Genomic DNA, 20,278 nt, shown 5'->3' with positions numbered 1-20,278 from the left:
CGAACAGAATTTTCCCGGTGCTATTGTCATTTTACAAAAAACCTTTTTGTAAAATGACATGCTTAGCTCTATAAAAGAAGGTGTATGAAGATGACCGTTATAATAGAACGAGCAAATAACCTTGAATTATTAGTTGATTTTCTTGCGGATATGAATCATCAAAAGACCAATCATATTGGTTTCTGCGGAACAGATAAAGCGGATATTTTACAAGCGCTTAAAGAAGACTTTGTGAATGAGAAGGGAGAAGTTTCCTTTCTAATAGCTAAACGCAATACGGGAGAAATGATGGCTGCCTGCGGATTGGATATAGAGAATAACGAAGCAGAAGTCTGGGGTCCGTTTAATAAGACGGAAAGAATGGAATGGGATGTTCAGCTTTGGCAGCGATTAATCGATCGATATCCATCTGTTCAGTATTTTTCCTTCTTTATTAACGAAGAAAATAGAAAGCAGCAGGCATTTATGAAACAGATTGGAGCAAAACAAGGAAGGAAACACTTAAATTTAGTTATTTATCGGAACCGTTTTGAAAACGCTGATGAACGAAAATGCCGTTTCTTTACTGAGCCTGATTTTCCAGCATTCCGGCAGCTGCATGACAGCATTTTTCCAAATACATATTATGACGCAGAAACAATTCGGAACAGGTTAAACAAGAATAATGTACTGAAGGTTTTGAAGGATGATCATGGTGATTTCGTTGGTTATGCTTATTTTGAAATAAACAAAGAGCTTTCAGAGGCTTCATTAGAATATATTGCCGTAGCAGACAGGTATCAAAATAAAGGATTTGGAAGGCTTTTATTAAAGGAAGTGTTAACAGCTATATTTGCTTTTCCTAAAATAGATGAGATACATCTCACTGTGGATGCCGACAACCATCATGCGAATCATGTTTATGAAAAAATAGGATTTAAAAAGGGAGATACATTGATTCATTATAAAATTCAGTACTAGCGGATATACAGTGAGTAAGGAGTAAAAGCAGTCTTTTCCAGGAAAGGCTGTTTTTATTTATTTAAGAGATTGTTCAAAAAGGTAGGAATGACCTTCCGTTAATTCCGGCTTCGTTAAATAAGTTTAGAGGATATCACTATACAGGCCATTAGTAAAAATCACGGCTTTTTCATTTTAATAATCAAATTGAGATAGGGGGGGGTCTTGTAGTGGGCTGCCTTAGCCGTCTTGTAAATAACAGGATGAAATACAAGATCATCCCCCGAATTAATCTTTCATCCCCATCAATTCCTTCAGTTCCTCTTCATTCTGTATTAAATCCTCTAATGTATATTCTTCCAGCACTTTAAAAAATTGAAATAACGCTTTATTCAGGACATGCTTTAAGGAGCATCCTGGTGAAATCACACAATGGTTGGTTCCCTTATCAAAGCATTCGAGTAAATTGAAATCACTTTCCAGCGAGCGGATCAATAATCCGATATTGATGTCAGCAGCAGGCTTAGCAAGACGAAATCCCCCATTTCTGCCTCTTACAGAGGTCAGTAATCCTCTTTTGGTTAAATCATGGACAACCTTTCTCAGATGCTCTGGTGAGATGGCATACACATCGGATACTTCTTTAATTGTCGAAAGTTCATCCCCTGACTTTAAACCTGCCAAAATCAAGACGCGCAAGGAGAAGTCTGTATATTTTTTTAAGTTCATGATATCTCTCCAATTGTTAATTGTTTCACATAATTGTAACATAAATTTGCTTTTGACACATTGAATTCACATTTTAACCGTATTAAAATAAAAGATGTATTCAAAATACATCTTTTAAATGATCAAGATAAAATGTACCTTGGTGCAATCGTCTGTAACCTCTCTGTTTCAAGGATTAAGGTGATTTATGAAGAGAAAACGGGAAGCAGCGGACGTGAATACCCCGATTGATTTAGCTAAAACTCTGTAAGAGGGAAGCAGCCCTCCATGGAGTGAATTTTCACTATTTAACAAAGGAGTGTTTTATAATGGCAACAACAGCGGGATTAGATCAAAAAACAATAGAAACAATAAAGGCAACGGTTCCTGTCTTGCAGGAGCACGGAGAAGCAATCACAGGACACTTTTATAAAATTATGTTAGAAAATCACCCGGAACTGAAAAATGTTTTTAATCAGACCAATCAGCGGAAGGGCGGACAGCCAAAAGCGTTGGCAAATACAGTATATGCAGCAGCGGCAAACATCGAGCATTTAGAGGATATCCTGCCGCATGTAAAACAGATAGCGCATAAACACACAAGCTTAAATATCAGACCAGAACAATACCCGATTGTAGGAAAATATTTATTAATTGCCATCAAGGATGTGCTTGGAGATGCTGCTACAGATGACATTATTAATGCATGGGAAAAAGCATATGGCGTGATTGCAGATGTGTTTATCAGCGTAGAAAAAGAAATGTATGAAGAAAAGCAAAATACGCCAGGAGGCTGGGTTGGATTTCGTGATTTTACAGTTGCTAAGAAAGTTCCGGAAAGTGAAGTCATTACCTCTTTTTATTTAAAGCCTGCAGATAACGGAAAGCTTCCACCTTATCAAGCTGGACAATATATTACTGTAAAAGCACAAATGGAAGGGGAAGCCTATGACCATTTACGTCAATATAGTTTATCCACTGCGCCGGGACAGGATTTCTTGCGAATCAGTGTGAAGCGGGAAGATGAGCATCATCCGGAAGGAATTGTATCTAATTATCTTCATAACCAAATAGAAGAAGGTGCTATTCTGGCAATTAGCGCGCCAGCTGGAGATTTTGTATTAAACGAAACAGAACAAAAACCACTAGTGTTAATCAGCGGAGGAGTTGGATTAACCCCATTAATGAGTATGCTGGAAACAGTGGTAGAAGAACAGCCGGAGAGAGAAGTTATCTTTATCCATGCGGCAAGATCTCGCGCCTATCATGCAATGAAGGATAAAATAGCCTCTATTGCAGAATCCAATAAACAAGTAACGCAATATACGGTTTATGCGGATAATACAGACGCAGGGGTATGTGATAAAGAAGGGCATATTGACTTGGATTGGCTAAAAACAGTTATTCCAATGGTGGACGCATCTTTTTATTTATGCGGTCCAAAAGGATTTATGGGTGCGATGCATGGTCATTTACGAGAAATGAATGTGGCAGATAATGATATTCACTTTGAATTATTTGCGCCAATGGATGAGATAGCGAATTAAACAATGGGAAGGCTGGTTGAAAAAACCAGCCTTTTCAACTTGATAATAAATTTTAGAGAACCTCCTCAATTGCCTTTGTTTAATCCTTTCCTTAACCAATAACATCTCCTCCAAATACAAAGGTCATTAAAGCACTGCTGACAAATCCAACAAGAAGGGCAACGATTATACGTTTTTTGAAATAAGGTTTATCTTCCGCTTTCCCGTCTATTTTGGTAAGAACAATGCCAATACCTAATGAAGCTGCTATCCCGGCGCTGATAAAATAGCTTACTGCATCCGGAAGCTGGAAATAACTTAAGAAAGTCGGAAAGACGAGCATTCCAACAAATAATATAAATAAAAACACAAGCACCCCTTTAAAGCTGATACGAGGTATTAATTTGGACTCTTCCATTATATTTTCCTCCCTGGGAGAGGAAACCTGCTGATTTCCTCTCTTGAATTTATTACGGAGAATCGTCCGTAAAGCTCCCGCTGAGTGACGTTTCGTCTTATGGAGCTGTATTATCTTCTTCCGTTTCTAAATCCACCATTTTTCGATCATAGACTTTAAAGAATGGGAAATAGATTGCTACGGATATCGCGATATTGACAAGAACCAGGAGGATAGCCCGCCAATCACCTCCCGTTGCCAGATAAGCGCCGATTGGAGCCGGCAGCGTCCAGGGGGCTCGTATAAATGTCGGCGATACCAGACCTATGGACGTTGCAAAATAAGAAATAATTGCAAGAACGATAGGTGTAATGATAAAAGGAATAATCAGTATCGGGTTTAAGACAATCGGCAGTCCGAAAATAACCGGTTCATTAATGTTGAAAAGGGCAGGTACACTCACTGTTCTGCCTAGATTTTTTAAATATTTTGATCGTGCAAATAAGATCATCACAATAACAAGACCAAGTGTGGCGCCTGAGCCGCCGACCCATATGAACCATTGGTATAAAGGCTCAGGGGCAACATGAGGCAGAACCTCTCCTGCGGCGGCGGCTTCTCCGTTATTTAACAAATATACTTCCCATACCGGACGTGCGACCGATCCGACAACCGAAACACCATGGATACCAAACGACCAGAAAAAGGTAATGAGAAAAACAGGGACTAATACACCAAATAAACTGTCTCCAGCTGTAACGAGCGGAGCGGCCAGCTTTTCAACAACTGTATGCAAATTCACTCCGATAACTACCGTAATAAGAGTCATTAATACGATAACGATGGCTACCGGAATAAGTGCTTCAAAGGATCTGCTGACAGATTTGGGGACGGCATCCGGGAGTTTGATCGTTATCCCTTTCTGTTTACATATTCGGAAGATTTCTACAGACAGGATGGAAACAATAATCGTTACAAACAGACCGCTTCCGCCGAGAAACTCCATTGGTAAATAAAACAACTCATCAATTACTGTTGGTGTAATGGTAAGAAGCAAAGAAGCAACTGCAATTTGTGCCCCTGACAAAGGGTCGACCTTATAGGATTGCGCTAGATTATAGCCAATACCGAATGCGACGTAAAGGGACATAATGAACATGGTCATCCGATAAGGGATTAATATTTCTGCTGCATTATCTGCCGCCCATTGAGTAATTGCCCATGATTCGGGCAAAGGCGGAGAGGCAATAAGTAAAAAGAAAGACCCTACAATAATGAATGGCAGGGAAGAAATAACACCATCACGAATAGCTAAAAGATGTCTTTGTTCCGCCAATCTGGCCATCGGATTAGAAACCTTCTCCTCCAAAAAATCTGTAAATTTAGCCATGATACGTAACTCCTTTCCATCCCGAGCTATGAAATCAATTCATTCAGCGCTTTTAATAACGTAGGTCCGCCCAATGGGTTATAGGCCTGAGCAGGTATGGATCCGCATGGAACGCCATGTTCATCCGCTTTTTCCTTGATGCCTTTAAAGCGGTGTCTTATTTGCGGTGCAACCATAATGGCATCCCAATGATGGTCAAGTTCTGCGTCTACCTCACTGGAACCTACAGCCTTTACGTCAAGATCCTGTCCGTGTTTTCCCGCTTCTTTTTTTAATGCATTCACCACAATTTCACTCGACATTCCACCAGAGCATACAAATAATACTTTTTTCATCACGTCACGTCCTTTAAAAATAATTATTTGGATTTTACTGCAGCCTTTTATCCGTTTCCTATAAACAGTAAGCAACTTAAAAATAAGCTCGATTTTTTTATTGGTGGCCTCCTTCCTGAAAATATTTTTTTGGATAAATGATTAATTTCTTGAAAGGGCTTTCATATACTTGTATTATAGAATATATAAAATAAAATTTCAAATATATTTTAAAATTGTAAAATTAAAATTCAATCCGCTATCATGCGGAAATCAGCGGGAGGGGTTCAGATGGATATGGAAAAAGAAATTTTTGAAATTATATCGAATGGTGGAGATGCGAAAGCAATGGCTTATGAAGCGCTTGAACTAGCGCATGAAAATGATTTTCAGCAAGCGGAAGAGAAATTGAAAGAAGCAAATCAAACACTAAACACGGCTCATAATACGCAGACCAAACTGATTCAAGCAGAGTTGAATGGAGAAGGTGTTCCAATGACTTTGCTGATGGTTCACGCCCAAGACCATCTGATGGCAGCGATAAGTGAAATGTCATTGATTGAAAATATGATTAAGCTGTTAAAAAGAATTTCCGAATTAGAGAAGAATTAAAATGAATACATGAGGAGAGAGGTGTTCGAAATGAAAAAGCTTGGTATTTCCATCTATCCCAATAAATCAAGTGTCGAAGAAGACTTGGAATATATACAAACAGCAAGGAAATATGGTTTTGAACGTATCTTCACTTGTCTGCTATCCGTAGAAGGGGATAAAGAAAAAATAATCTCTGATTTTAAGAAAACAATTTCTTTTGCGAAAGAAAAAGAAATGGAAGTGATTTGTGATATCAGTCCGCGCATATTTGCTGCATTGAATATTTCCTATCAAGACTTATCTTTTTTCGCTGATCTTGGAGTGGATGGTATCCGATTAGATATGGGATTTACCGGTAATGAAGAAGCAATGATGACGTATAATTCTTATGGATTGAGCATCGAGATTAATATGAGTAACTCCAATAAATATCTGGAAAATCTGTTAAGCTATCAGCCTAATTTATCTAAACTGACAGGATGCCATAACTTTTACCCGCATTGCTACGCCGGGCTATCCTATGATTTTTTTATGGAATGCAGCCGGAAATTTAAACAGCATGGTTTGAGAACAGCAGCTTTTATCTCTTCCAAGGATGCTGCTTTTGGACCTTGGCCAATCGTAGAGGGTCTGCCGACAGTTGAGATGCATCGTGAATTGCCAATTGACGTGCAAGCGAAGCATTTATTTGCTACAAACGTTATTGATGATGTCATTATCAGTAATGCTTATGCATCTGAAGCGGAAATGAAGCGCCTCAGTGAGATAAACAAGGAGAAAATAACGTTTACTGTCGATACGGTTTCTACCGCAAGTGATTTGGAAAAAGAAATTATTTTTCGTGAGCCGCATTTTTACAGGGGAGACGTTTCCGATTATATGATTCGTTCTACGCAGAGCAGAGTGAAATATCGCGGGCATACCTTCCCGGCTCATCATACGCCGGATATAAAAAGAGGAGATATCATTATAGAAAGTGATTTATATCAACAGTATGCCGGAGAATTGCAGATTGCTTTAAAAGATATGGTCAATTCCGGTAAATCCAACGTAGTTGCAAGAATTAGAGAGGAAGAGATTTTCTTAATTGATTATTTAAAGCCATGGGAAAAGTTTGCATTTACGGCAAGAGCATAAGCAAAGAATGAAGGGTATCTTATCAGATGTTTAGGTAAACAGTGTGACGGAGGCTGTGGCGCTTTTTCTGTTGTGTAGCATGAAAATTTTCGTAAAGGGGAGATGACATGAGTAAATTGGTTGTAGGGTTAATGTCCGGGACATCCTTAGATGGTCTGGATGCGTCACTTGTAAAAATAGATGGTTATGGCACCGATACAGAAATCGATATTATAAAAAGCATTTCATGGCCCTATGATGGTGCTTTAAAACAAGAATTATTGGATGCTATGGACGTTGATAAATCAAATGTTGAAAAGCTGTGCAGCTTAAATGTGAAATTAAGCTATTCCTTTGCAGAGGCAGTTAAAAGGGTTTGCAGAGAGGCTGGGGTCAATTTAGAAGATGTTGATTTAATCGGCTCTCATGGGCAGACGGTCTATCATATTCCTGAAGCAGATGGCTCCAAGGTGCGGTCCACCTTACAAATAGGAGATTCCTCGGTGATTGCTTATGAAACCAAAACAATGGTTGTTTCCAATTTTCGAATGATGGATATTGCTGCTGGAGGGGAAGGTGCTCCCTTAATTCCGTATATTGACTGGTTATTATATAGAGATCAGCATAAGGGAAGAATTTTACAAAACATTGGCGGCATTGGAAACTGTACGGTTATGGAAAAGGATTCATCTTTAGAAACGATTTATGCATTTGATACAGGCCCGGGGAATATGATTATTGATGCCCTGTGCAGAAAATTGTTTCAGGTGGGCTATGATGCAGAAGGTGCAATTGCGAAAAAAGGAACGGTTCATCAAGCTATCGCAGCAGAATGGATGGAACATGATTTCTTTGCTCTTCAGCCGCCTAAATCAACAGGAAGAGAACAGTTTGGAGAAACGTTTACCTCTAGAGTTATCAAGAACCATAAAGATTTGCCATACGAGGATTTAGTAGCGACTGCCACCTATTTCACGGCATATTCTATTGCGGATGCTTATCAGAAATTTGTGTTTCCCAAAACAGATATTACAGACATTATTATCAGCGGAGGGGGAGGAAATAATAAGACATTAATCACAATGCTCCAGAGTTTATTGCCTTCTAAAAATGTGTACACAGCGGAACAGATAGGGATAACTGCAGATGAGAAGGAAGCAGTCGGATTTGCTGTTCTGGCGAATGAGACCATTCATCAGCAAAAAACGAATGTACCTAACGCGACAGGTGCCAGAGAGCCGGTTATATTGGGGCAGATAACGCTTCCTCCTTATGGAGTTAATCCAAATTTCCTTCTATAATAAGTCTATACGATGCACAAGTCGAAAAATTAACAATGAAAGGTTTTATAAAATGAGAAATAATGATGGATTAATCCGAATTAGAGAAGCATTGAATATCATCAAACCAGCTGAAAGAAATGCCGCAAATTATATATTAGAGCATCCGGAAGAAGCAGTCCGGCTGTCAATCAAAGAACTCTCTGAAAGAAGCGGATCCAGCCAAGCCGCTATTATACGTCTATGTAAGAACATAGGCGTATCCGGATTTCAAGATTTAAAGCTGCGAGTTGCTGGGAATTTGCAAACTAGTGAGCTGAGCAACTATAACAATACAGAAATTTCCTCAGGGGAAAAGGTAAGCTCCATTATGGATATCATTTCACAGAAAAACATACAATCTATTGAGCAGACATTGAAGATACTTGATTTATCCAGTGTGGAGAGAGCCATTGAAGCATTAGATAAGGCAAATCGAATTGATTTCTATGGAGCGGCTGCTTCACAGGTTATTGCACAGGACGCACAGCAGAAATTTTTAAGAATTAACAAATATTGTACCGCATTTGAAGATGCGCACTTACAGTTGACCTCCTCCGTTACATTAACAGAAAAGGATGTGGCAGTCGGGATTTCTTATTCAGGAGAAACAAAGCATGTCAATTCATCGATTGAAAATGCGAAAAAAAATAATGCAACGGTGATAACGATTACAAGGTACGGAAAGAATACTCTGTCTGAGATGGCTGATATTCCTTTATATGTATCCTCTGTTGAGTCAGAACTGGTTAGAAGTGCAGCAACTGCATCACGGATGGCACAGCTTAATATCATTGATATTTTGTTTACCGGCGTTGCTTCAAGAAGTTATGATTCCACCTTATATTATCTTAATAAGACACGAGAAGTGTTGCAAAAGGAATTTCGGAATCCACATAAAGGGTGATGATAAATGTATATCTTGGGAATTGATGGCGGTGGAACGAAAACGAAAGCGTTATTGTTTCATAAAACAGAGGGGCATGTATGGGAAACGGAAGCAGAGGCTGCAAATCCCCACAGTACCAGCTATACTCATTCTGCTAAAGTCATCAGCCAAATCATAAGCGAGGCTTATGAACACAATCATTTTTCGGATAATACAGAGGTATCGTTAGGTTTGGGTATAGCAGGCTTAGGCAGAGAAGCGGACCGGAAAAAATGGGTCGAATACTTTCAAAAAACAACACCGCATAGCTTCCCCATTAATGAAATCGTTGTGGAGCATGATGGAACCATTGCTCTTTATTCAGAAACATTCGGCGCAGATGGTATTGTGTCTATCTGCGGAACAGGAGCAATAACGCTTGGGGTGCATCAATCAAGGACTGCCCGGGTTGGCGGATGGGGTCACGTGATTGGAGGAGACCCGGGCAGCGGCTATGATTTAGGCTCGCAAGCCTTGATAGCTGTATTCAATGAATTAGACGGGCTGGGACAAAAAACTGCGCTGACAGACCTTATTTTGGATGGAGAAGAAATCGTTTGTATAGAAGAATTGATTCCTATAATCTATCAACATTTTGAAAAACAGCGTGTGGCTGCATTCGCAAGTTATGTCTTTCAAGCAGCTGAAATGAAAGATGAAATCGCAATAATAATTATTCAAGAAACAGCTAAACAAATAGCGAAACGAGGTCAGGTTTTGTTTGAAAGGCTGTTTCAAACAACGGGCGAGGCTGTTTCATTTGTACTGACAGGAGGCATTTTTCAAAATAATTTCATTGTCGAAAAGGTGAAAGCAGAACTAGCTGCAATTCCCTCATTAAATGTTTTGAAATCACAAAATTCCCCAGTGATTGGAAGTATAGCTCTTGTTCTAAAGCAGCAGGGCTATTTGCCGGAACAAATCAAACGAATGCTGTCAGATACAGGGAGAAGAGGTGGCATAAATGAAGGCTTATGAACGGTATTTAGAGGAATTAGTTACAAAGGATGAGATTCCTGCAGCTGTTTATCTTGTCAGGCATCATCAACAACAGAAAACGTTACGAAGTGCAGGCTCCTTTTTAAATAATGAAGGAAAGAGAATCCCTGTTACTACAGAAACTTACTTTGACCTGGCTTCTTTAACAAAAATTATGTGTACACTGCCGAGCATTCTATTTTTACATGAGCGAAATGAGCTGCATATAGACGATGCAGTAAATAAATATATACCTGCGTTTCCGCAAAAGCAGATCAGCATTCGCCATTTTTTACAGCATACCTCAGGTGTTTCAGCAGATTTATCTGTTAAAAACCGGTATCAGCAAAGAGACGTATGGAAGGAAATTTTAAACTGTACAGCAGTTCACCCGCCAGAGACTCAGGTTTTATATAGTGATATTGGCATGATTGTTTTAGGAAAAGTTGTCGAAGCAATAACAAACCAACGGCTGGATGTTTTTGCGGATAAGGAGCTGTATCAACCTTGGGGGATGAAAGACACAGGCTTTCTTCCTGACAAAATAGAAAAAAATAAGATTGCTGCGACAGAAAAAGTTTCCGGAAAATACGTTCATGGTGAGGTGCATGATGAAAAAGCCTATCATTTAGGCGGTGTTAGCGGTTCAGCAGGTTTATTTTCTAATATTTCGGATGTAGCGACCTATGCTGCTTATTGGCTGTATCCAGAAAAGCAGTCGATATTAAGACCGGAGACAATGGCTTTAATCAAAGAAAATGTAATTCAAAATCGAGGTTTAGGCTTTGAAGTATTATATGATAAGACGCTTGGAACAACTTGCGGGTCAGCCTGGTCCATCGGCTCGTTTGGACATACTGGATTTACAGGCACAAGTTTATGGATTGACCCAAAAGAAGAAATCGTTACGGTCCTGCTTACCAATATGGTGCACTATGGACGACAGCATCGATTGTCTGAAATCAGAAAAAAGTTTCACACGATGGTTTATGAAACGCTGCTTACCTAGTAAAAATTAACATTTGGAAAGGGAGTTAATATATGCTGACGGAGAAGAGAAATAAACATTCCTATCATTTACATGAACAATCTACCTATGACATCTTACAATTGATGAACGAACAAGATAAGAAGGTGCCTGAAGTTGTTGAGAACGTGCTGCCTCAAATAGAGAGGGCTGTAGAGCTAATGGTTGCAGCGATAGAAAAAGGGAATAAAGTCATTTATTTAGGGGCAGGAACAAGCGGGAGGTTAGGTGTTCTGGATGCTTCCGAATGTCCTCCGACTTTTGGCGTTTCCCCTGACGTCATTCAAGGTATTATTGCTGGAGGAGATGGCGCACTGCGTGTAGCTGTAGAAGGGGCAGAGGATGATGAACAGCTTGGCGGAAAAGATGTAGAGGAGGCTGCAGAACAAGGAGATGTCATTGTCGGTATTGCATCCAGCGGCGGAACACCCTATGTATTAGGTGCTGTGAATAAAGCCAAATCATTAGGGCTTTCAACGATTGGCATTTCTTGCAACGAGGATACAAAACTATCGCAGGATGCGGATATAGCTATCGAACTCCCCGTTGGTCCGGAGGTTGTCACAGGTTCTACAAGGCTAAAGGCGGGAACGGCTCAAAAACTTGTTTTAAATATGCTGTCCACAGCAACAATGGTGCGGACTGGAAAAGTCTATGAAAATTTGATGGTTAATTTGCAGGCGAAGAATCATAAGTTGCGTAAGAGGGCAATCTCTATTATCAAAGAGTTGACGCAGGCAGATGATAAGGAAGCTGCGCAAGTTTATGATAAAGCAGGTGGTAATACAAAAGCAGCTATTTTAATGCAGATGTTTGGCGTTGAGTTGGAAACAGCGCAGGAAAAACTGGACAAGTACAAGGGGAATTTTGTCAAAGCCATAGGAGAATTGAATAGTGTATAATATGTCCGAAAAAACCTTGAACCTGCAGATACATACGGTTATCTGCAGGCTTGAAATTCCAGATTCATACTCATATTCTCTGAAAATAGTTCCCTCAGCCGAAGTGCATCTACTTTATTCTCTCTGCATAGTCAGCTCTATCGGTTCATTATCATCCATCGTGGCTTGATATAATGTAATATTTCCATTCTGCCGCTCTGGTGTATCTTCATTAACCTGAAAATTTTCATCCAAAGAGACAGTCCAGGCAGCCTCGTTGTTTTTTTCTAAAACGACAGCAAGCGTTCCGAACTGATGGATATCGTCCCATTCAAAATGTTCGGATTCGCCATCAGCTGTGATAGAAATCCCTTCTGTATCACTGACCAGCTGTACGTTTTCCCCCTGCCAAGTACCGTGAATCTCAGCACCTACATAATAGTAGCTCGTTCCGCCTCCGCGATCTCCATAGGTAGCGATAAATTGCTGCGTGTTGTTATCAACAGTTTGATACGTAACTGCCGCCGCATCATTAGCCAGCCATTCTACTTTAAAGTCTCCTTTTACTGGAGACCGCAGTCTTTCTTCCGGCCGACCAATAATACCGAAATAAGGCCGATAATAAACGACCTCAGTCGTCTGCAGATTTTCTTTAATAGATAAAACATTTTTCCGGTCGGGAGACAGACTTGTTACGCTTTTAATCAGGTTATTACTATTGAAGAGCATGATAAGCTGTACCACGATGAGAAGAAGTACAATACCTGAACCAATGATTTTCAACCTTCTTGTCGTGGAAATAAAAAGAAAAACCCCAGACGAGAGAAAACCCATACAGGCGATATTGATAATGTAAAAAAGCCTGTGATCAAGATAATCAATTAAACGGCTGGACCGGATAAAGAGGTAGCCCATCTGCAAACAGAAAAAGCCAATTGCAAGAAGTAATAAAATAGCACCAATGATTTTTTGCCACTTTCTATCTTTATTCTGACGCTGTTTCATCAGGATCCACCTCCTCTAAAAAGTCCCATGTTTCTCCATTGTCTTCAGATACAAATTTTCCTTTAACGAAACCGCCGGCATAATCGCCATTAGGGCCCTGGTTCACTAAAACAGTCAATTGGTCTTCTTCCTGTACGGGGGGTTCGGCGATAACAAAGACATGATTGTATTCCTCAGGAATATGAAATGCAGCTTCTTCCCAGCTATCTCCGCCATTTTGTGTCACATAAAGCATTGGTTCTGCGGGATCAATGGTTCCAAATGATAAAAAACCTGTTGATTCATCTACAAATCCGCCGTCTGCAATCATTCTTGATACTCCTGAATTATTGGTCTCCTCCCAAGTTTCTCCGCCGTCATGGGTTAGGAAGACGGTAGAAAATTCCTGAGACATCGTGCGATCACCCGAAACGATGACATAACCAAATTGATTATTTACAAAATCAACTTTTCTAAAACGCATTGCTGGAAAAGCATCGGTTATTTCAGACGTTTCCCATGTCGCTCCCTGATCTAAAGAATAAGTGAGAAAAATGCTTCGCAGACGTTGATTTGATGATTTTGCATGTAAGAAGGCAGCCCGGTCTTCCGTCAGTATATAGCTGTGCTCCATCAATTCTTGCTTGTTTCCTTGATATTCTCCGGAAAATAGCTGCTCTTTCTCGACTGGTACGTTCACCCAATCTTCCCCCTGATTATAGGTGAGACGCAGCTCATCGTTTTGCAAGGAATAACTAATGGAAGCTTCATAATCAACTGGGCGCAGGGCGTCAGCTGCTGGTCCTCCAGGTGCTGAAACAGTGGTATCGTCTATTTCAGAAAATCCTGGTGGAGAGGTTATAAAAAAATCAGATTTTTGGTAAACGAAAATACTGATGATAGTTAATAAGGCAATCATTAAAGCAGATATACCAAGTACAAAAGATTTCACGAAGAAGACTCCCTTTGGACGATTTATTTTTAAATGAAACATTCATTCTAAATTAGAACACAAAAAAGTATAACATAGTTAAAAAGATGAAATATATGTGTAACGAAAAAACTTCTTTTATTTTTTAACGGCTCTTCACCAAAATCTATGGGTGACATAGTAGATATAAATTTGCTGTAAGCGACCGCTACGGAAATACACTACGCTTTCCATGGGCCCCGAGCTCATCTCCTTTAAAGAAGACTTGCTGATTGGCAAGCCGTCAGGCGCAGACAGAAGCAAAGTCGCACTTATGCCCCGCGGGTAGAAAAAAAGAAGTTCGCTTTTTTTCTGCGGGGTCTTCACACTGGGACTGGGACTGGGACTGCGATTACTCGCCCCATCGAAGACCATTGCGCTTTCCCATAGGAGTCTACGTGTATTTCCTCCGCTAGCTAGTTGCTTTTATCACATTTAATTATATTTTCCAACCATAGATTTTGGTGTTGATCCTTTTTAACAAAACTATTTTTCTTTCTGGAGTAGGTTATTTGTTAAAATAATAGCATGAAAAATATCGTGTAAGAGAGGGAAGGATTTCCGATTACACATACAGCAATAAATGGAGGAGGAGCGGCATGCTATTACCTAAAAGTAACCAAGAACTGGATTTGCATGTAAGCAGGGTCGAATTAAAAGTAACTTCAATTTATAAGTTGCTCTATCAGTTAAATGATTTGATTCTCGGACTCGTCTTTTTGACTGGCAGCTTTCTGTTTTTCAGTGACAATACAATGTTTGCCGGGACCGTTTTGTTTGTGATCGGAAGCATTCAGATGCTGGTACGTCCAATCATTTCGATTATCCATGATTTTCATCTGTCTAAGGTGAAACAAAAGCAGAAGCGGGATAAAAACATTTGACTGATGATATAGCAGCTAAACATGATTTTAACTGCTATATCATTTCTGTTCTTTAAAACCACTTTTTTAATTTGAAATAAATGATTAACCCCATGCTGATAAGCAGCATAACAACAAGCACTGCAACGTACCCATAATCCCATTGCAGCTCCGGCATATGCGAGAAATTCATGCCGTAAATACCGGTAATTAACGTGAGCGGCAAAAATATAACTGAAACGAGAGTTAATATCTTCATTACATTATTTAAACGGTATGAGCTTAACGAATCATAATTATCGCGGATATCACTGGTCATTTCCTGTGCAGATTTAATGATGTTCATTTGTTTAATAATATGGTCTTCAATATGATGAAGGTAGAGCTGCTGTTTCTTGGTTTTGGTGAAGGCTGTTTCATCTTTTAAATGCTGTATCAATTCCTGCATCGGCAGAATAACACGCTTTAATTTAATCATCACCGCCCGGATTTGAAAGACGTCCTCCATCAGCTTATTATCGGCTGTATCATTGACATGCCGATCTTCAAAGGAAAATACTTCATCTTCTACGTGGTACACGTATTCAAAATAGCTGTCCACAATAAAATCTAAAATAACAAAAGCGACATCTGCCGGAGTAAGAGGCTGGGACGGATAGCGTTTTTGAATTTCCTCTCCGATAGTGCCCAGCTTGTTTAGATCATCCTGATGATAGGTTACAAGAATATGATCTTTCATAAACAGGTTTACCGCCCGTGCGCGATAATCATCTGCATTAACAAGATGACAAACTAAAAAGTGGTATTCTGGGTATTCTTTCAGCTTGGGCCGTGACACTGTTTTAATCGTATCCTCAATGGCCAGCGGGTCAAAATGAAATTGGGTGGTAAGCAATTCACTTTCCTCTGTACTGGCTTGTACAAAATCATACCAAATAAAAAGGGCATCACTGGGAACCGTTGCATCACTTTCTGCCTGCTTCCATTCTTTTGAAGCTGTTTGGTAATGTATTGAGATGGGCATAATGAAACTCCTTTTTTGCACTTTTTAAAAGTATATAATAAAAGATAATTATATGGAAAGCGGATAAAGTATTAATTTTAAAGCTGTGTGCCAAGGTTACGGTTATATTACCATCGATGAATTTAAGTAGACAGGAAGGCGGTAAGGGTTTATTGATAGTAGATTGATAACCAATTTTCAACTATCTAGGAAACTGCTATAATAATGAGAGCGTTTTCGAGATTTGATTAAAACGGAAGGGAGCATTATCATGTTTGAATTATTAATTACGTTAGTAGAAAGAGTTGGAATTATTGTAACAATAGCCTTTGTGCTGACAAGGTTTCGCTTCTTCCGGAAAATGTTTTATCAGGATCAGCTGAATCGTCAGCAGCATCTTACAGCTATTCTTTTTTTCGCCTTTTTTGGGATTATCGGTACATATACAGGGCTGAATGTAAATACGGACAGCCTGCAATTTAACCGTTGGGCAACGGACTTGATGTCAGAAGAAGCGATTGCAAACGCAAGGGTTATTGGCATCGTTATCGCTGGGTTACTCGGAGGGCCTAAGGTTGGTATTGGAGCCGGGGTGATTGCCGGAGTTCATCGCTTTACGCTGGGAGGGTTTACAGCAATAGCCTGTGGTGTTGCCACAATGATTGCAGGAATTATTGCAAGTCTGTTCTATAAGAAAAATAAACGGATTAAACTGCAAACCGCTTTTTTTGTGGGGGCGATTGCTGAGGCAGTACAAATGCTGGTTATTCTGGCTTTAGCCCGGCCGATAGAGCAGGCTTGGGCTCTAGTTAATTTAATTGGGCTGCCAATGATTTTAGCTAACGGCATCGGCTCAGTGCTTGTTCTGCTGGTTATTAAAAGTGTATTGAAGGAAGAAGAGAAAGCAGGTGCTGTACAGGCTCAAAAAACGTTGAGAATTGCAGATCAGACACTGACGCATTTACGTAAGGGCTTGCAAATAGAAGCAGCAGAGGCAGTTTGCCGTATTATTCATAAAGAGTTAAACACAAGCGCTGTATCCATCACAAATAAGACAGCTATCCTTGCACATGTCGGACTTGGACACGACCACCATCAGCAGGAAAACCCAATTCAGACAAAAATTACTGCAGAAACCATAGCAAGCGGGAAAATCAAAATGGCAACAGCGGAATCGATTCATTGTACAAACCCAGATTGTCCGCTGGAAGCTGTTATGATTGCTCCTCTTAAAGAACAGGGTGAAATTATAGGTACACTAAAATTTTATTTTCAGTCAGAAAATGACTTGACCAACGTTAATATGGAATTGATTACAGGGTTAAGCTCCATGATCAGTCATCAGCTGGAAATTGGTCAGGCAGAACGTGTATATCAGCTGGCCAAAGAAGCAGAAATAAAAGCGCTTCAGGCTCAGATTCATCCGCATTTTCTATTTAATACATTAAATACAATTGTATCACTTATCCGTCTTCATCCGGGGAAAGCTCGGAAAATGCTGATTTCCCTGTCCCATTTTATTAGGCAGAATCTATCCGCTACCACACAAAAAATAACGACTTTAGACCAGGAATTAAAACAGGTCCAGGCTTATCTGTCCTTGAATGAAGAAAGATTTAAAGATAAGTTAACGGTAAATTATCAAATTGATGAGAAGGCGCTATCGGAAGTGATTCCGCCTTTAACCCTGCAGCCAATCGTTGAGAATGCAATCATGCATGGGTTTAAAGATAAAGAAAGCGATTGTGTCTTAGAGGTTACGATGAAAAAACACCCAGACAGTGTTTATATCGAGATTAAGGATAATGGCATGGGGATGAATGAAGAAGCAGCAAATCAAATACGTCAAGCACCGATAGGTTCGACATCAGGAAATGGCTTAGCGCTTTACAATGTAAATCGGCGGCTGCGTATTCTGTTTGGCGAGGAAGCGTTACTTCAAGTAAGAACCAACGAGGAAGGGACCAATATTTATTTTGTCCTGTCGCATAAGGAGGAAGAAAAGCAATGGATCAGTTAATGCAAGTGCTTATCGTTGATGATGAACCATATAACCGGGAAGAATTAAAGCATTTACTAAGTGAATTCACACAAATACAATCTGTTCAAGAAGCAGAATCAGGTGAGGAAGCTATCATGAAGACTATGCAGCATCAACCGGATGTTATTTTCTTAGATGTTGAAATGCCAAAAGTGAGCGGAATGGAAGTAGCGAAGGCGATACAAGAACTGAAAAAGCCACCGCTGGTCGTTTTTGCTACAGCATATCCGCAGTTTGCTGCAGAGGCTTTTCGCTATGATGCTGTAGATTATTTATTGAAGCCTTATGATGAAGAACTGTTGAAAGAAACAATCGGGCGGCTGGAGAAAAAACGTGGTGTGAAAGAGCAGACAAATCAAGGGAAGGAACGTGGAAAGCTGGCGATAGAAGTGGAAGGAGATATTCACTATATAGATCTGAAAGATATTTTATATATGTCACGAATAGAAAAACGGACAAAATTAATCACAAAGCAGGGAGAATTTGATACCAAAACGCCGCTGAAAGAACTGGAAAATCGCTTGTTAGCGTATGGCTTTTTCAGAATTCATAAAAGCTTCTTAGTTAATCTGGAGCATATTCAACGATTAACTCCATGGTTTAATGGCGCTTATCATTTGCAATTAGAAGGAAGTAAAGACACGCTTTCCGTCAGCAGAAATTATATAAAAGCATTACGTGCTAAATTAGAAATCTGATGCTTTCTTTCAATGCATCTTAATTTCTTGAAAGAACATCATAACGCTTAAAAATAACCTTTTGTTCCTGATTTCCCCTTCTCCTGTTTTGTATATTCTATACTTATTGAAAACGTATTCATTGATGGTGGAAGAGGGGGGAGAAAGTTTGTATACATTTCTAGCAGGAATTGTTTTATTAATTATCGGTTATTTTACGTATGGGAAATTTATTGAGAAGCTTTTCGGAGTCAAAGAAAGCCGGCCGACACCTGCCTATGTGAACGGTGACGGCATGGATTATATTCCCATGAGTACACCTAAAAATTCGCTGATTCAGCTTTTGAATATTGCTGGTACCGGGCCGGTTTTTGGTCCGATTATGGGAGCGTTATATGGACCGGCAGCATTTATCTGGATAGTAGTGGGATGCATTTTTGCAGGGGCCGTCCACGATTATTTAACAGGGATGATTTCTATCCGCAATCGGGGAGCGCATCTGCCGGAGCTTGCGAGCAAGTTTTTAGGAAAGGTTATGAAGCATGTCGTTAACGGCTTTGCAGTCCTTTTACTATTGCTGGTTGGTACGGTATTTGTTTCTACACCAGCAAGTCTGCTTCATTTATTGGCGGACGGTCGTGTCGCCCTAGGTATCTTTATTGCATTTATTTTTGCTTACTATATTTTGGCTACGATGCTTCCAGTCGATAAAATTATCGGCAGACTGTACCCTTATTTTGGAGCATTGCTTTTATTGAGTGCAATTGGTGTTGGAATTGGTTTAGTAGTAACGGGAGCACCAATTCCAGAGCTTTCTTTCCAAAATTTTCATCCTGAAGGGGCAGCTATCTTTCCATTATTGTTTTTTACTATTTCATGTGGTGCTTTATCAGGTTTTCATGCTACACAAACACCGATTATATCGCGGACAACCAGAAAAGAAAAAGAAGGACGTAAAATTTTCTATGGCATGATGATTGCAGAAGGGATTATTGCAATGATATGGGCTGCAGCTGCCATGAGCATGTTTAACGGCTATAATGGATTGAATGACATTTTAGCGGCTGGCGGACCAGGAGCCATTGTAAGTGAAGCTTCCACTACGCTTCTGGGAGCAATTGGCGGAACACTAGCCGTGCTGGGTGTTATCATACTTCCAATTACTTCTGGAGATACAGCATTTCGCAGTGCGCGAATGATTATTGCAGACTACTTAAAAATTGGACAGAAAAAGTTCTCCAGCCGTTTGTGGATTGCCTTGCCATTATTTGCAGTATCGATGATTTTAACGCAAATTGATTTTGAATTATTGTGGCGCTATTTTAACTGGGCAAACCAGTCAACGGCAGTAATTGCTCTATTTGTTGGTTCGATGTATCTCTATATTGCAGGAAAAAATTATTTCGTCGCATTGATTCCGGGAACATTTATGCTGATCATGGTTATCACCTATATTTTGTCACAGCCAATCGGTTTTAATTTACCTATGAATATATCATGGGGAGGCGGCTTTATTGGAGCAGCGCTGCTAGTAGTTCTATTTTTTAAAGCAGCTGCAAAGGCACGTGCTAATAATATTCCGCTTGAAGTGGATGTCTCTGATTGGAAGCAAGCTTCTTAATT

20 protein-coding genes are annotated in these 20,278 nt (G+C 39.9%); 13 read left to right on the top strand and 7 right to left on the bottom strand.

Annotated features, from left to right (window positions below):
• The first annotated feature begins 90 nt into the window (after positions 1–90).
• The gene (locus ACW0TQ_RS03245; protein WP_256705589.1) at positions 91–960 is read left to right on the top strand and encodes a GNAT family N-acetyltransferase; all 870 of its coding nucleotides are present in this window, start codon (positions 91–93) and stop codon (positions 958–960) included.
• Between the two features lie 267 nt (positions 961–1,227).
• Here ACW0TQ_RS03245 and ACW0TQ_RS03240 read toward each other — a convergent pair whose 3' ends face one another.
• Positions 1,228–1,668, bottom strand: a complete 441-nt coding sequence (locus ACW0TQ_RS03240) for an RrF2 family transcriptional regulator (protein ID WP_193062659.1) — start codon at positions 1,666–1,668, stop codon at positions 1,228–1,230.
• 308 nt (positions 1,669–1,976) lie between these two features.
• Here ACW0TQ_RS03240 and hmpA point away from each other — a divergent pair, with 308 nt between their 5' ends.
• A complete protein-coding gene (hmpA, locus tag ACW0TQ_RS03235; protein ID WP_455725334.1) occupies positions 1,977–3,194 on the top strand; it encodes an NO-inducible flavohemoprotein in 1,218 nt (405 codons plus the stop codon).
• A gap of 91 nt (positions 3,195–3,285) precedes the next feature.
• Here hmpA and ACW0TQ_RS03230 read toward each other — a convergent pair whose 3' ends face one another.
• The 3 genes from ACW0TQ_RS03230 to ACW0TQ_RS03220 form a co-directional block, all read right to left on the bottom strand.
• Positions 3,286–3,591: a hypothetical protein gene (locus ACW0TQ_RS03230; RefSeq protein WP_193062663.1), complete on the bottom strand. Its 306-nt coding sequence runs from the start codon at positions 3,589–3,591 to the stop codon at positions 3,286–3,288.
• A 97-nt stretch (positions 3,592–3,688) separates the two neighbouring features.
• Positions 3,689–4,960 carry a PTS sugar transporter subunit IIC gene (locus tag ACW0TQ_RS03225; RefSeq protein WP_256705591.1) on the bottom strand — a complete coding sequence of 424 codons (1,272 nt, stop codon included), beginning with the start codon at positions 4,958–4,960 and terminating at the stop codon, positions 3,689–3,691.
• Between the two features lie 26 nt (positions 4,961–4,986).
• Positions 4,987–5,295 (bottom strand): PTS sugar transporter subunit IIB, encoded by a 309-nt coding sequence (locus ACW0TQ_RS03220; protein ID WP_042531409.1) that lies wholly within the window; start codon positions 5,293–5,295, stop codon positions 4,987–4,989.
• A gap of 270 nt (positions 5,296–5,565) precedes the next feature.
• Here ACW0TQ_RS03220 and ACW0TQ_RS03215 point away from each other — a divergent pair, with 270 nt between their 5' ends.
• The 7 genes from ACW0TQ_RS03215 (at position 5,566) to murQ (ending at position 12,138) form a co-directional block, all read left to right on the top strand.
• A complete protein-coding gene (locus ACW0TQ_RS03215; protein WP_246528981.1) occupies positions 5,566–5,886 on the top strand; it encodes a PTS lactose/cellobiose transporter subunit IIA in 321 nt (106 codons plus the stop codon).
• A 30-nt stretch (positions 5,887–5,916) separates the two neighbouring features.
• Positions 5,917–7,005 carry a DUF871 domain-containing protein gene (locus ACW0TQ_RS03210; RefSeq protein ID WP_256705592.1) on the top strand — a complete coding sequence of 363 codons (1,089 nt, stop codon included), beginning with the start codon at positions 5,917–5,919 and terminating at the stop codon, positions 7,003–7,005.
• 107 nt (positions 7,006–7,112) lie between these two features.
• A complete protein-coding gene (gene anmK, locus ACW0TQ_RS03205) occupies positions 7,113–8,285 on the top strand; it encodes an anhydro-N-acetylmuramic acid kinase AnmK (protein WP_193062667.1) in 1,173 nt (390 codons plus the stop codon).
• A gap of 52 nt (positions 8,286–8,337) precedes the next feature.
• Positions 8,338–9,210, top strand: a complete 873-nt coding sequence (locus tag ACW0TQ_RS03200) for a MurR/RpiR family transcriptional regulator (protein ID WP_193062669.1) — start codon at positions 8,338–8,340, stop codon at positions 9,208–9,210.
• 6 nt (positions 9,211–9,216) lie between these two features.
• Entirely contained in the window at positions 9,217–10,209 is a 993-nt protein-coding gene (locus tag ACW0TQ_RS03195; protein ID WP_455725333.1) for an N-acetylglucosamine kinase, read from the top strand.
• A complete protein-coding gene (locus ACW0TQ_RS03190; RefSeq protein ID WP_193062673.1) occupies positions 10,196–11,218 on the top strand; it encodes a serine hydrolase domain-containing protein in 1,023 nt (340 codons plus the stop codon). The genes ACW0TQ_RS03195 and ACW0TQ_RS03190 overlap by 14 nt, the downstream gene beginning before the upstream one ends.
• A 32-nt stretch (positions 11,219–11,250) precedes the next feature.
• Positions 11,251–12,138 (top strand): N-acetylmuramic acid 6-phosphate etherase, encoded by an 888-nt coding sequence (gene murQ / locus ACW0TQ_RS03185; protein WP_193062674.1) that lies wholly within the window; start codon positions 11,251–11,253, stop codon positions 12,136–12,138.
• Positions 12,139–12,252: 114 nt separating this feature from the next.
• Here murQ and ACW0TQ_RS03180 read toward each other — a convergent pair whose 3' ends face one another.
• Together ACW0TQ_RS03180 and ACW0TQ_RS03175 are read right to left on the bottom strand one after the other, a co-directional pair.
• Positions 12,253–13,122, bottom strand: coding sequence for a hypothetical protein (locus tag ACW0TQ_RS03180; protein ID WP_455725332.1), 870 nt, complete (start codon positions 13,120–13,122; stop codon positions 12,253–12,255).
• The gene (locus ACW0TQ_RS03175) at positions 13,103–14,053 is read right to left on the bottom strand and encodes a WD40/YVTN/BNR-like repeat-containing protein (RefSeq protein WP_455725331.1); all 951 of its coding nucleotides are present in this window, start codon (positions 14,051–14,053) and stop codon (positions 13,103–13,105) included. Before ACW0TQ_RS03175 ends, ACW0TQ_RS03180 begins: the two co-directional genes overlap by 20 nt.
• 617 nt (positions 14,054–14,670) lie before the next feature.
• On the opposite strand from ACW0TQ_RS03175, the gene ACW0TQ_RS03170 reads away from it, so the two are divergent.
• Positions 14,671–14,955, top strand: coding sequence for a YrhK family protein (locus ACW0TQ_RS03170; RefSeq protein WP_332093928.1), 285 nt, complete (start codon positions 14,671–14,673; stop codon positions 14,953–14,955).
• Between the two features lie 52 nt (positions 14,956–15,007).
• Here ACW0TQ_RS03170 and corA read toward each other — a convergent pair whose 3' ends face one another.
• The gene (gene corA, locus ACW0TQ_RS03165) at positions 15,008–15,958 is read right to left on the bottom strand and encodes a magnesium/cobalt transporter CorA (RefSeq protein ID WP_289584721.1); all 951 of its coding nucleotides are present in this window, start codon (positions 15,956–15,958) and stop codon (positions 15,008–15,010) included.
• 250 nt (positions 15,959–16,208) lie between these two features.
• On the opposite strand from corA, the gene ACW0TQ_RS03160 reads away from it, so the two are divergent.
• The 3 genes from ACW0TQ_RS03160 to ACW0TQ_RS03150 all read left to right on the top strand — a co-directional run bounded on the left by ACW0TQ_RS03160 (position 16,209) and on the right by ACW0TQ_RS03150 (position 20,276).
• Positions 16,209–17,957 (top strand): LytS/YhcK type 5TM receptor domain-containing protein, encoded by a 1,749-nt coding sequence (locus tag ACW0TQ_RS03160; RefSeq protein WP_455725330.1) that lies wholly within the window; start codon positions 16,209–16,211, stop codon positions 17,955–17,957.
• A complete protein-coding gene (locus ACW0TQ_RS03155) occupies positions 17,945–18,676 on the top strand; it encodes a LytR/AlgR family response regulator transcription factor (protein ID WP_455725329.1) in 732 nt (243 codons plus the stop codon). Before ACW0TQ_RS03160 ends, ACW0TQ_RS03155 begins: the two co-directional genes overlap by 13 nt.
• 148 nt (positions 18,677–18,824) lie before the next feature.
• Positions 18,825–20,276 (top strand): carbon starvation CstA family protein, encoded by a 1,452-nt coding sequence (locus tag ACW0TQ_RS03150; protein ID WP_343765040.1) that lies wholly within the window; start codon positions 18,825–18,827, stop codon positions 20,274–20,276.
• Positions 20,277–20,278 lie beyond the last annotated feature (2 nt).

Source organism: Oceanobacillus sp. M60 (assembly GCF_053839645.1).
The sequence above is the reverse complement of the archived record's forward strand: the minus strand, read 5'-3'. Positions and strand labels throughout refer to the sequence as shown.

Coding starts and splice junctions, on each gene's coding strand:
- ACW0TQ_RS03245 (WP_256705589.1), top strand. CDS start 91: ATGACCGTTATAATAGAACGAGCAAATAACCTTGAATTATTAGTTGAT.
- ACW0TQ_RS03240 (WP_193062659.1), bottom strand. CDS start 1,668: ATGAACTTAAAAAAATATACAGACTTCTCCTTGCGCGTCTTGATTTTG.
- hmpA (WP_455725334.1), top strand. CDS start 1,977: ATGGCAACAACAGCGGGATTAGATCAAAAAACAATAGAAACAATAAAG.
- ACW0TQ_RS03230 (WP_193062663.1), bottom strand. CDS start 3,591: ATGGAAGAGTCCAAATTAATACCTCGTATCAGCTTTAAAGGGGTGCTT.
- ACW0TQ_RS03225 (WP_256705591.1), bottom strand. CDS start 4,960: ATGGCTAAATTTACAGATTTTTTGGAGGAGAAGGTTTCTAATCCGATG.
- ACW0TQ_RS03220 (WP_042531409.1), bottom strand. CDS start 5,295: ATGAAAAAAGTATTATTTGTATGCTCTGGTGGAATGTCGAGTGAAATT.
- ACW0TQ_RS03215 (WP_246528981.1), top strand. CDS start 5,566: ATGGATATGGAAAAAGAAATTTTTGAAATTATATCGAATGGTGGAGAT.
- ACW0TQ_RS03210 (WP_256705592.1), top strand. CDS start 5,917: ATGAAAAAGCTTGGTATTTCCATCTATCCCAATAAATCAAGTGTCGAA.
- anmK (WP_193062667.1), top strand. CDS start 7,113: ATGAGTAAATTGGTTGTAGGGTTAATGTCCGGGACATCCTTAGATGGT.
- ACW0TQ_RS03200 (WP_193062669.1), top strand. CDS start 8,338: ATGAGAAATAATGATGGATTAATCCGAATTAGAGAAGCATTGAATATC.
- ACW0TQ_RS03195 (WP_455725333.1), top strand. CDS start 9,217: ATGTATATCTTGGGAATTGATGGCGGTGGAACGAAAACGAAAGCGTTA.
- ACW0TQ_RS03190 (WP_193062673.1), top strand. CDS start 10,196: ATGAAGGCTTATGAACGGTATTTAGAGGAATTAGTTACAAAGGATGAG.
- murQ (WP_193062674.1), top strand. CDS start 11,251: ATGCTGACGGAGAAGAGAAATAAACATTCCTATCATTTACATGAACAA.
- ACW0TQ_RS03180 (WP_455725332.1), bottom strand. CDS start 13,122: ATGAAACAGCGTCAGAATAAAGATAGAAAGTGGCAAAAAATCATTGGT.
- ACW0TQ_RS03170 (WP_332093928.1), top strand. CDS start 14,671: ATGCTATTACCTAAAAGTAACCAAGAACTGGATTTGCATGTAAGCAGG.
- corA (WP_289584721.1), bottom strand. CDS start 15,958: ATGCCCATCTCAATACATTACCAAACAGCTTCAAAAGAATGGAAGCAG.
- ACW0TQ_RS03160 (WP_455725330.1), top strand. CDS start 16,209: ATGTTTGAATTATTAATTACGTTAGTAGAAAGAGTTGGAATTATTGTA.
- ACW0TQ_RS03155 (WP_455725329.1), top strand. CDS start 17,945: ATGGATCAGTTAATGCAAGTGCTTATCGTTGATGATGAACCATATAAC.